The 12,371-nt window shown below is 27.4% G+C and carries 13 protein-coding genes and 1 riboswitch; all 13 genes read right to left on the bottom strand.

Annotated features, from left to right (window positions below):
- Positions 1-198: 198 nt before the first annotated feature.
- Positions 199-513: a hypothetical protein gene (locus tag EHV01_RS00980; protein ID WP_422065805.1), complete on the bottom strand. Its 315-nt coding sequence runs from the start codon at positions 511-513 to the stop codon at positions 199-201.
- A gap of 154 nt (positions 514-667) precedes the next feature.
- A complete protein-coding gene (locus EHV01_RS00975) occupies positions 668-3,256 on the bottom strand; it encodes an ABC transporter permease subunit (protein ID WP_422065804.1) in 2,589 nt (862 codons plus the stop codon).
- Positions 3,240-4,208 carry a spermidine/putrescine ABC transporter permease gene (gene potB / locus EHV01_RS00970; RefSeq protein ID WP_422065803.1) on the bottom strand — a complete coding sequence of 323 codons (969 nt, stop codon included), beginning with the start codon at positions 4,206-4,208 and terminating at the stop codon, positions 3,240-3,242. Before potB ends, EHV01_RS00975 begins: the two co-directional genes overlap by 17 nt.
- 12 nt (positions 4,209-4,220) lie before the next feature.
- A complete protein-coding gene (potA, locus tag EHV01_RS00965) occupies positions 4,221-5,273 on the bottom strand; it encodes a spermidine/putrescine ABC transporter ATP-binding protein (RefSeq protein ID WP_422065802.1) in 1,053 nt (350 codons plus the stop codon).
- 24 nt (positions 5,274-5,297) lie between these two features.
- Positions 5,298-5,831, bottom strand: coding sequence for a helix-turn-helix domain-containing protein (locus EHV01_RS00960; protein ID WP_126821099.1), 534 nt, complete (start codon positions 5,829-5,831; stop codon positions 5,298-5,300).
- Between the two features lie 115 nt (positions 5,832-5,946).
- Positions 5,947-6,768, bottom strand: coding sequence for an HAD family hydrolase (locus EHV01_RS00955; RefSeq protein ID WP_400248732.1), 822 nt, complete (start codon positions 6,766-6,768; stop codon positions 5,947-5,949).
- Positions 6,769-6,817: 49 nt separating this feature from the next.
- Entirely contained in the window at positions 6,818-7,969 is a 1,152-nt protein-coding gene (gene metK, locus EHV01_RS00950) for a methionine adenosyltransferase (RefSeq protein ID WP_422065801.1), read from the bottom strand.
- A 108-nt stretch (positions 7,970-8,077) separates the two neighbouring features.
- Positions 8,078-8,183: riboswitch (SAM riboswitch) on the bottom strand.
- A gap of 51 nt (positions 8,184-8,234) precedes the next feature.
- Complete coding sequence (locus EHV01_RS00945) at positions 8,235-9,173, bottom strand: hypothetical protein (protein WP_422065800.1); 939 nt, start codon at positions 9,171-9,173, stop codon at positions 8,235-8,237.
- Between the two features lie 16 nt (positions 9,174-9,189).
- The gene (locus EHV01_RS00940; protein WP_422065799.1) at positions 9,190-9,990 is read right to left on the bottom strand and encodes a TIGR00282 family metallophosphoesterase; all 801 of its coding nucleotides are present in this window, start codon (positions 9,988-9,990) and stop codon (positions 9,190-9,192) included.
- Between the two features lie 12 nt (positions 9,991-10,002).
- A complete protein-coding gene (gene ylxM / locus EHV01_RS00935) occupies positions 10,003-10,323 on the bottom strand; it encodes a YlxM family DNA-binding protein (RefSeq protein WP_126820697.1) in 321 nt (106 codons plus the stop codon).
- Positions 10,323-11,309, bottom strand: a complete 987-nt coding sequence (ftsY, locus tag EHV01_RS00930) for a signal recognition particle-docking protein FtsY (RefSeq protein WP_422065798.1) — start codon at positions 11,307-11,309, stop codon at positions 10,323-10,325. The genes ylxM and ftsY overlap by 1 nt, the downstream gene beginning before the upstream one ends.
- 29 nt (positions 11,310-11,338) lie before the next feature.
- A complete protein-coding gene (locus EHV01_RS00925; RefSeq protein ID WP_422065797.1) occupies positions 11,339-11,698 on the bottom strand; it encodes a zinc-binding dehydrogenase in 360 nt (119 codons plus the stop codon).
- Positions 11,699-11,703: 5 nt separating this feature from the next.
- Positions 11,704-12,207 (bottom strand): alcohol dehydrogenase catalytic domain-containing protein, encoded by a 504-nt coding sequence (locus tag EHV01_RS00920; RefSeq protein ID WP_422065796.1) that lies wholly within the window; start codon positions 12,205-12,207, stop codon positions 11,704-11,706.
- Positions 12,208-12,371: the final 164 nt, after the last annotated feature.

Raw genomic sequence — 12,371 nt, 5'->3', positions numbered from 1 at the left:
TTAAATTTTTAAATAAAAGACATAATTAATTAAAATTATAATTTGCTATTAGTATCTTTTTAAAAATATTTACAATTATTTTAATAGGTTATGCAAGAAGTCTAATAAAAATACTTAAATTTCATTTTTGCTTTTCTATTAATTTATAGTCTCAAAAGTGAACATTAAATAGTGATAACGATAACAAGACAATTGCTTTTACACTAGCAAAAGGGTATCGTGTAAGTGAAGTGCAACAAATCAACTCAGAAAGGGGTTGATTTGTTGCACTTCACTTACACGATACCCTAAAATTTCTTCAATTGAAATCCCAAGCATTTGTTCAGTTATCTGAAGCGGATTTAGAATAATATTTTTGTTAAGTAATGGCAAATTATATTTATTAGTAAAAACAATTTGATAAATATTGTTATTAAAATCTGTTGTAGGTTTATTTTTTTGATAAGTATTATCACGAAAAGAAAATAAAAAATAAATTAATGTAACTAATACTCCGAATAAAATTGTAAACATAAAATACCCCTGCTTTTTAATTGTTCTCCTCTACTTTCAAATTACTTATATAATCATCTTATTTTTTATTTTCCTTTTGTTAATTAAAATTTAATGTTAAAAAATAAAAAAATAGGAGTAATTAACTTCTATTTTTTTATTTTTAAAATAATTATTAGTTTTTCCCAGCAATTAAAATATTATATTTATTTAATACATAACCATCTATATCAGTTATTTCAAATGGTCTATCGGCCATTTCTGGTTGAGCAACATACATTCCCTTCTCATTAAGTTTCGCTACAGGAACATAATCACGTTGATAATTAATCATTGCGCCAGATTCTGGATCATGACCATTACGATAATAATTATAATTATTTTCATAATCCATTACTTGTTGATATGGTGAAGTATAATTAGCTTCTTCTGTTAATGCTGATGAATTTTGAATAATAAAATTCATAAATTTATAAGCTAACTCCTGATTTCTAGCATTTTTTGATAAAACCATATTATCACTTCAAATGTTAGTTCCTTCAACTGTTTCTGGTGTTCACGCCGTTGTTGCTCGTGGGCGGGTAATAATTAATTTTGTTCCCTTCGCTTCTTCATGACTCTTTGCAAATAATGTATCCGCATAAATTGCATCCCCATTATACATAAAAGCAAAATCAAAACGTCCATCACCAACTGCATTGATTAACTCATCATTCATTAAGGCAACATTATTATGTTTTAACAATGTTGCTAATTCGTTGTAACCATGATCAACTTCCATTTGCGTTGTTGGTACTGATTTGAAATAATTTTTTTCAGTATTTAACATAAATAAATTTCGTGGATCATTATTAATTAAAACTCGTTTATTTGCTGCGGCTGCTTGTCATAAAATATCTCATGAAATGCCATTTGAGATAATCTTATTATTTTCAACATCATTAAGTTTAATTTGATCGCGATTTATACTAGGTTCTCACTCTGCACGTTGATAACCAAATTTTCCTTGAGCTGTTGTTAGTAAATATTGATTTGCTTTAGCAAATATCTCATCTAAAAATTTTAAGTTACTTTCTGTTGGATTAATCACAAGTGATACTTCTCCTCAAAAATAAGGTAAACTATAATTAACAATTGTTTTTTGAGTAGCATCTTTCAATTTATTTTTATTTAAAACATTTAATAATCCATCAGCTAATGATGCCGCATAATTTTTATCAAAACATTTTGCTGTTGTTGGATCCAAAGTAGAAGGAACAATACAATTTTGATAAAATTCTGGATTTGTTTTTTGTACTGTTGCTACATCAACATTTAAATCATTAAAATATTCATTCCCAACTGTTCGTTCTTTGACATCTTGTCCATGATAATTTGGATTAGGTTTAATAATGTTGAAATTTTTATCAACATCATTTAATTTTTGATAATCAATTTCTTCTAAACGTCCTTCTTGCGCTAACTTATTAACCATATAGTCACTTGGAACCATCACGTCATAATGTGTCGTATATAATTTGTTATACAATGTTTCATTACTATCATAAACACTATATTTAACTTTTACATTATATTTTTTTTCAAACTTACTAATTAAATCTGAAGTAATATATTCACCTCAATTTGCTACTGCTAAATCATAAATATTATTTTTAATATAAACTGCTGTTAGCAAAGCAATTGAGCCAACTGAAATTGTTACTAATGATAATGACTTTCAACTTTTTGCCAATCAACGGAATTTTTTTCGTGATATTTTATTAATATTTTCTTTGGTTTCTTGCCGTTCAATAAAAGTTTGTTTTTTATTCTTAATTCATAAAACACTTTTATCATATTTTTTTTCTAGTTTAACAATTTTTCAGCGTAATTGTTCTTTTTGTTTTTCATTATTAATTTTTTTATTATTTAATTGATGATAAAGAAAGGCTAATTTTTTTTCATAGCGCATAATATCTTTATCTTTATAAGTTCCTTTTACCATTTCTCGGCGAAATTTATTATAATTAATTTTATAAACATTTCATCCATTTCATCCAATAATAATAACTCCAATAATTGCAATACAAATCGTACCAAAAGCATTAATAAAAGGTTTAATTCTTTTCATTGTATAAATAAAAGTTGCAACATTGACATCGTCACCACCAGTAAAATAAGAGATAATAAAGTCATCAAAACTCATTGCAAAGGCAATTGCTGCAGCTGCAATAATTGCTGGTTTTAAAATTGGTAAAATAATTTTTCGCAAAGTTTGTGAGGGCTTTGCACCTAAATCTAATGAAGCTTCAATTAATTTTGGATCAACTTTCCGTAAACGTGGTAATACTGTAATAATTACATATGGAACATCAAATGAAATATGTGCTAAAACTAATGTTAACATTCCAAAATTTGCTCCTAAAGCAATAAATAACATCATCAACGAAACAGCTGTAATAATATCAGCATTAATTAATGGAATATTAGTAATTGATAATGTCATTTTCTGTGTAACTCGCCGTGCTCGACTTAATCCAATCGCAGCTAAAGTGCCAATAATAACTGAGACAACAGTTGCAATTACTGCTGTAAAAACTGACACAATAATACTTTGTAAAAAAGGTTGCTCACTAGCAAGTTGTTTATACCAAAGATCAGAAAAACCATTAAAAATACTCATACTTTCACCACTATTAAATGAAAATAAAATTAAAATCATAATTGGAATATAAATGAATAACATAATTAATGCCATATAAGATGATTTAAAAAACTTTTTCATTGCGACGCCCCTTTCTTGTTTCAAAATATTTTGATAATGAATTTGATAGCACAATAATTAAAAAAACAATAAGGGCTAAGACAACTGAGATTGCTGCGCCAATTCCAAAGTTTTCTCCTTTAAAGAAATATGCTTCAATTACATCAACAATTAAATTAATACGACCATTCCCCATAAATTTAACAATAATTAACGAAGTTGCTGCTTGGACTAATAATAATGTTCCACCTGCAATAATACCTGGGATTGATTGACGAAAAATAACTTTTCAAAATGTTTTAAAACCATTTGCTCCCAAATCTTTTGAAGCTTCAATTAATGAAGTATCAATTTTATCTAAACTATTATAAATTGGTAAAATTACAAATGGTAAAAATGCATACACCATTCCAATAACAATCGAAATTGGGGTTCCAAGTAAACTTGGAGCAATAATATTAAACATTGTTTGTAATCCAATAATTTTTAGTAACATATTAATTCAAATTGGTAAGGTTACTAAAATTCAAATATTTTTTGACAATAGTTTTGATTTACAAAATGCCATCACATAAGCAACTGGATAAGCAATCACAATTGCAATTAAGGCCGCAATTAATGAATATCCTAAAGCTAAGAATAGTGCAATAACAAATTTTTGCTCTGAAAAAAAAGTTACAAAATTTTTAAAATTAATTTCAAAAACTAAACTATTTCCCGTTGGTTGAATAAACGAATATAATAAAATAATTAATAATGGTACAACAATTAATAAAATCATAATAATAAGGTATGGCCATAAAATTAAATTGAACCCTCTTTTAAACCATTTGTTTTGTTTTGCATGATAAGAAATATTTAAATATTTTGTTCGACATCAAGCAGCAAAATGTTGACTAATTGATTTAATTTTACTACCTTGTTTTTTAAATCATCCTTTACCTTTTTTTGGTGGTTTATTTTTGTTTTCCATCATTCTTGCTCCTTAATCATCAATCTCTTTCCACATAACATGAATATCTTCAACATTTCATGAAATATCAACTTGATCACCTTCTTCAACTCTATCTGTTGAATGAATTAAATATTTTCGTTCTTTACATTTAACAATAATTTCCCAATGAACTCCTTTAAAATTAACTCTTTTAACTGTTCCTGTGAAAAATCCTTTCTCAACTGGAACAATGTCAATATCTTCAGGACGAATAATAATATCAATTTGTTCTTCATTTTCACCAAATCCACGGTCAACACAAACAATTTTTTTGCCATCAATTGCTACTAAATTATCTTTAATAAAAATTGCATTTGAAATAATATTTGAGTCACCAATAAATTGTGCTGTTCATAAATTCTCTGGTTCATTATAAATTTCCGCTGGTGTTCCAACCTGTTGAATTGCTCCATCATTCATTACAATAATACGATCAGACAATGTTAATGCTTCTTCTTGATCATGCGTTACTAAAATAAAAGTAATTCCAATTTCTCCTTGCAAAGTTTTTAATTCTGCTTGCATTTTTTTTCGTAACTTAACATCTAATGCAGCCATTGGTTCATCTAATAACAAAACCTTTGGCTTATTAATTAATGCTCGTGCTAATGCAACGCGCTGGCGTTGACCACCCGATAATTGTTCAACTGATTTATCTTCAAAACCTTCTAATCCTACTAATTGTAAAAATTTCTTTACTTCAGTTTCAATAACATCATACTTATTGCGTTTAACTTTTAAACCATAAGCAATATTATCAAAAACAGTTAAATGCGGAAATAAAGCATAATTTTGAAAAACAGTATTAACTTCTCGTTTATGAACTGGCGTTTTTAAATAGTCCTTTCCTAAAAATAATAATTCCCCACTATTAGGTTGTTCAAATCCAGCAATAATTCTTAATGTTGTTGTTTTTCCACATCCTGATGGTCCTAGTAATGTGACAAATTCTCCTTCTTTAATGTTTAAGTTAATTCCTTTCAAAACTATTTTTCCTTCATATTGTTTTGAAATGTTTCGTAACTCTAAAATATTTGTTTCCACTGCTCCTGCTCCTTTTCTAATCTTTTAAAATATTGGTGGTGTTGAAATTCATAATACCTCAACAATTTCATTTGTTTCATTTTTTAAATAGTGTTGATTATTACCATATAAATAAAAACTATCACGAGTATGTGCTGTTTGTACTTTTTGCCCAGAATAAACTAACACTGTTCCTTTCAAAACATAACCAAAAATCTGACCCTCAAATGGTAATATCCGTTCTGATTCTCCTTGCGGCTTAATTTGAATTAAAATTGGTTCTAATTCATTTACTTGCGCATTAGGAACTAATCATTCAATTCGATAATCATTTTGTTCAACTTCATAATGTTCTTCTGCTGCATAAACGAATTTTCTATTTTTTTCTTGTTTAAAAAAATCTGCTAAGTTGGTGCCTAAAACTTCTAAAATACTTTCTAGTGTTTCAATACTCGGAGAAGAAATATCGCGTTCAAGTTGACTAATAAAGCCTTTCGTTAATTCACAACGATTTGCTAATTCTTCAATTGTTAAATTATTTTTTTGACGTAATAGTTTAATTTTCTCTCCTAGTAACATAAACAACCCTCCTTTGGTAATTTTGTTTAGTTATACTAAACTTTTTGTTTTTAAATTACGACCCCATTAATTATAAAAAAAACAAAAAAAATATCAATAGTTTTGATGATATTTTTTATTTTTTAAAATATTTATTAATTGCTTTTGCTACTCCTGAACGACGATAATGGGCAGTTGTATCATCAGAAATAGTTTTAATATCCGCTTTAGCATTTCCCATCGCAATTCCAACGCCAGCTCATTTTAACATTTCATAATCATTTGAACCATCACCCATCGCAATAATTTCTGCTGGTTGAATATTATATATTTTAGCAAGATATTCTAAAGCATCTTTTTTGTCACTACCCTTTGGACTAATTTCTAAATTTAAACTTTGATTTGGCAAATATGACCAATCAAAAATATTAAATTCATATTTTACTAAAAGTTTTGCTTTAAATTTTAGAACATTCTCTTTTTTACCACTAACAACAAACTTGTAAGCTTGGTCATGTAAAGTAGTAGGATCATATACTAATATTCTTTTTCGTTTTGTGTGAAAACTCATTCATTTAGTCATCAAACTATGCTTAGTATTAACATAAGCAAAATGTTCATTCTTAACGGAATATGCTCATAATTGAATTTTACACTCATTAGCAAGATAAAAAACATTGATTAATTCATCATTAAAAAAAACATTTTGTTGAAGAATTTTTTCTTTCGCAAAATCATAAATTATGCCACCATTAAAACCAATTACTGGCATTTTATTTTCAATAATGCCTAATTTTTTTGCAACTTTTCTAATCGCACCAATACTACGCCCAGTTGCAATAATCACTTTAATCCCATTTGCCAATGCTCACTTAATTGCTGCAACATTTTGCTTTGAAATTCGATTTCTCCTTGCTGTTGTACCATCCAAATCAAGAGCAATTAACTTATACTTCATTAGTTTTTCTCCTCTTATTCTTATTCTTTATGTTAATTATATCTAAAAATTAAACATCTGGTAAATATTTTATTAAACTTTGAACTTTATCTAATCTTTCTCATGGTAGTTCAGTATGGTAACGACCAAAATGCCCATAAGTTGCCGTTTGTTGATAAATTGGTTTTTGTAAATCTAACGTTTCAATCATTGCTTGGGGGCGAAAATCAAAATTTTCTTTAATCGCCTTCAATATAATATCATTTGCAACAAAATTAGTTCCAAATGTTTCAACAAAAATTGAAATCGGTTCAGCAACTCCAATCGCATAAGATAATTGAATCTCACATCGTTCAGTTAATCCTGCCGCAACAATATTCTTTGCAACATAACGAGCCATATATGCTGCTGAACGATCAACTTTTGTTCCATCTTTTCCCGAAAAAGCACCACCACCATGCCGTGCATATCCACCATATGTATCAACAATAATTTTTCGCCCTGTTAACCCAGCGTCACCTTTTGGTCCACCAATTACAAATCGACCAGTTGGATTAATTAAAACTTTAAAATCTAAATTCATTTTAAATTCTTGCACAACTGGTTCCATAATTTTCGTAATAACAAAGTGTTTAAATTTAGCTTCATCAATATCTTCATCATGCTGAATTGACATTAAGATTGTATCAATATAAATATGTTTAGCATTTGTTATGTCTAACGTTACTTGTGATTTCATATCTGGTCGTGCCCCAATAAACATTCCTTTTTTACGTAGCATACTTGCTCACTTTACTAAAGCATGAGCAATAGAAATTGCTAACGGCATATAATTATCTGATTCATTTGTTGCATAACCAAACATAATTCCTTGGTCACCAGCTCCAGCTTTATCAACACCAAGTGAAATATCTGGTGATTGTGTTTTAACTAATATTTCAACTTCACAAGTTTGTCAATCAATTCCTCATTCTGCATCATTATAACCAATTTCTTTTAATACTTTACGTGCTACATTGGCATAATCAACTTTTGCTTTTGTTGTAATCTCACCACCAATAATAACCCGGTTTGTTGTAATAAAGCATTCACATGCTACCCGTGATAAGGGGTCTTCTTTTAAGCATGCATCTAAAACAGCATCTGAAATTTGATCACAAATCTTATCAGGATGCCCTTCTGATACTGATTCTGATGTAAATAAAATTCGCTCTTTTCCCATCTTTTTCTTCTCCTTAATCATAAATAAAACCACACCAGAATAATGTGGCATTAATAACAATATGTTTACATATAAATTAATAGTTAAGTTCTATTCAATAACTAATAAATCTTATTGGTAGCATATCATTTTGCCCTGCTAAAAGCACCTTCTAGTTAAATATAGGGTTGCTAGTGGATCATTGCTTAGCGTACTAACCACTTCTGAATAAGTTTTATGTTGTTACTTGACAACAAATATATTATAACTTAAAAATTAGTTAATTTTAATTTAAATTAATTATTTCGGTAAGAATTTCAACACTAATATTTTGATTAGTGAATAAGTAATGTTTTGCTATTTCAATTTTTTTTATTTTAACTAGTCCATTATTAATTAAAGTTACTTGTTTTGTATCATAAAATTTATCAACCTCTGCTTGTAATATTAAAGTTTTTACTTTAAGATTATTAATTTGTTTTACTATCTTTTTATTAAGATAATTAAATTGTAAAATTTGATTTAAAAAATAAGTTTGTTCTTTTTCCATCATTAAAGTACTATAATCTTCATTTTGACTTAAAAGTTGATAATCAATATGAATTTTAAGAGTTTTGTTTAAATTAAATAAAAAACCAAATCCAATCTCAATTTTGCTAATCATTGAAAATCTTATTCCATTTAAATTTGTAATTGGATTAACAAAAACAACTTTTTCAATTAATGGTTTTTGTTTCAATAATAAATTAATTAAACCACATGAAAATCCTTCTAATAATAAAATAATTCTTTGTTGTTCATATTTATTTTTTAATGCTGTAATTACGTCAATAATATCATTCACTAAAACTCCAACATTTTTAATACTAGTTGGCACATTATCTCCGACATTGCGTTGATTAAAAGCAATTACTGAAACTTTATGCTTAGCTCATATTTCATTATTAATTAAACCAGTAAAATTTTCCTTACTACCGTATAAATCATGAACTGCTAAAATAATATCCTGACCAGTTTTATCAATTGTTCCTAATGTTGATAATTCATATTGATCAGAAGTAAGAAAGTGTTTATGTTCGATATATTCAGGTAATTGAATTTCTCATCGTTTTGTTTTCTTGTTTAAAAGACGATAACAACGTAGAAAAAAATAACAACACAAAAAAATTCCTAGAATAATACAAACAACAATAATGATTACATTCGTTTTAATTAAACTAGTCATTTAAGTTACTCCTTTATTATCCTAAAAAATCAGTTTCATTTTCTGGATGAATTAAAATTCGTTCAATTTTTATTGCTTGGTTAGTTTTATCATCTACTTGTAATCATACCGCTGAAAAAATTAATTTATCATTTTCAGCTGCTGGTTCAAAACGCACTGGTAAACCAGTTTTTTCCTTAAGAATAATTTCTTCTGGATTTGCCCCAATAATTGAATTATAACTACCACACATCCCAACATCGGTAATATATGCTGTTCCTTTTGGCAATATTCGATTATCTGCTGTTTGAACATGAGTGTGCGTTCCAAAAAAACCAGTAATAATACCATCATAATTCCAAGCAAAAGCTAATTTTTCTGCACTAGCTTCGGCATGAAAATCAACAAAATGAAGCTCACTATCATCATTATTAATAATTTCTTCAAAAATTGTGTATGGATTATCTACTGGGTCCATAAAACTACGACCCATTAAATTAGTTACACGAATTTTTTTATTATTAATCTTAATAACAACTGTGCCTTTCCCAGGTGTAAACGAATTCATATTTGCTGGTTTTAATAAATCATTTACTTCTTCAATATAATTTAAAACTTCTGGATTACGAAAAATATGATTTCCGGAAGTAATAATATTAATCCCCATTTCTTTTAATTCATTATAATGATGCTTTGATAATGATTTCCCATTGGTAGTATTTTCACCATTTGCAATAATTAAATCAAGCTTATATTTTTTTATTATTTGTGGCAAATATTTATTAACAGCTGTCCGTCCAGCTTGTGCATAAATATCACCAATCATTAAAATATTCATTTTATTTTCTCCTTAATCACTATCAATTTTTTTTAATTTTTTTATTAATCCAGCACATTCTTTAATATTTTCAAATTCTTGATAAATGATATCTCGCTGATGTTGCTTATAACCTAATTGTAAGTTATTTTCAAATTTATGCAAAGCATTTGTAATTTTTACCAACGAATCATAAACAGCATTACGCGAAACATTTTTTAACCCTGCAATTTCACTTAATGAATAATCATCAAAAAAATATAATTCAAAATATTCTCTTTGCTTTGTTGTTAATAATTCCCGATATAATTCATATAAAAGAATTAACTCATTTGATTTTGCCAAATCTTTCATTATTCTATTTCCACTTCATCCTTGTTAAATAAATCTTTGGTTAAATTATAAATATATTGCTCAATATCAAATTCTTGTAAATCAGTTGGTTGCTCACCCAAACCAATTAACTTAACGGGAATGTTTAATTGGTCCTTAATTGCTAAAACAACGCCTCCTTTAGCCGTACCATCCATTTTTGTTAAAACAATCCCACTAACATCGGTTACCTCCGAAAAATTCTTTGCTTGTGAAATACCATTTTGACCAGTAACCCCATCAATTACTAATAAGGTTTCATGTGGAGCATCGAGAATTTCGCGTTGAATAATACGATTAATTTTATTTAATTCATTCATTAAATTAACTTTATTTTGTAAACGTCCCGCTGTATCAATAATAATAATATCAACTTGTTCTTTTTTTCCTTTAACTAATCCATCATAAATAACACTAGCTGGATCTTGCCCTTCTTTTAACGGTTTAACAATATTAACATTTAAACGTTCTGCTCATTGGTTTAATTGTTCAACGGCCCCTGCCCGAAAAGTATCACCAGCAACTAATAGGACGTTTTTCTTTTGATCAAGAAATTGTTTTGTTAATTTAGCAATAGTTGTTGTCTTACCGGCACCATTAACACCAACCAACAAAATAACATTTAAGCGTTGGTCTTTAATATTTAATTTATTTTGTTTACTTTTTGGATCATTATATAAATCCATAATTACTTCAACCAAATAATCATTTGTGTCCTCAATGCTTCAACCTTTTCGTACTTTTTTACGAATTTGATTAGTAATTTGTAAAACCATATTCATTCCCATATCACTTGCAATTAAAATTTCTTCTAATTCTTCTAAGTATTGGTCATCATATTCTTTATACTTATGTGCTAATTTTTTAATATCATTAGAAAAGGTTAAACGTGTTTTACGTAACGCCTTTTCTAATTTAATTTGTTTTTTTTCTTCACGTTTTGCTTTTAATTTTTGAAAAAAACCCATTTCTTTCCTTCACCCTATTCTATTGCTTGTTATAATTTCACAACAACTTTAAAAATATCTGTCTCCATAAAAGTTTCATATGCTTTTAACACTTCATTTTTATTAAAAGTTTTTGATACTAAATACTTTGGAATAATTTCCTTATTTTCAATTTTTAATACAAGTTCTTTTAAAGTATAACAATTTAAAATTCCGTTATGAATAGTAATATTTTGATTTCATAATTGTTGTAAGTTAAAGACAACTGGTTTTTTAAAAACACCAATTGTAATAATTGTACCATTAAAATTAATCATTTGTTGTACCTGCTCAAAAGTACCCCGGTCATTACCTACACATTCAATTACTAAATCATATTTAATATCAAAAGTAGTTAAAGTACTATTCATAAATTTTATGCACCCCCATTTTTTTTAAAATAATTTAATTTTTGACTATGATGACCATAAATATCAATTTTTTTATTATATTTATTTAATAACAATAAAATGCCTAAACCAATTGGCCCATCACCAATAATAGCAATATTATTAATTTGTTTTAAATCAATTTTTTTAATAACATTTTCATACCCTGTTGGTAACACATCGCTTAACATTAAAGCATCAATTAAATTCATTGTTTTTGGAATTTTAATAACACTATTTTCCCCATAAGGAACACGAACATATTCAGCATGCGTTCCATTAATTTTAGTTCCCAAAATAAAACCACCATTAGTACAATTAGCAAATGCTTTTTGTTCACATCATTGACAAATATTACAATGAGTAACACATCCAATTGCAACGCGATCACCAATTTTAAGTTTTGTAATATCAGCTCCAATTGCTGTCACGACACCAACTCCTTCATGCCCCATAATTGTGTTAGGAACAACACTATTATCATGCCCCAAATATGGACGATAATCCGCATGTGAAAAAGTAAATCCCTCAATTTTAACAATAGACTTCTTGCATAACCTATTAAAATAATTGTAAATATTTTTAAAAAGATACTAATAGCAAATTATAATTTTAATTAATTATGTCTTTTATTTAAAAATTTAATATTTTWAWA

The organism is Spiroplasma sp. hy2, assembly GCF_044714365.1.
Taxonomy (GTDB): Bacteria; Bacillota_I; Bacilli_A; order Mycoplasmatales; family Mycoplasmataceae; genus Spiroplasma; species Spiroplasma phoeniceum.
The sequence above is the reverse complement of the archived record's forward strand: the minus strand, read 5'-3'. Positions and strand labels throughout refer to the sequence as shown.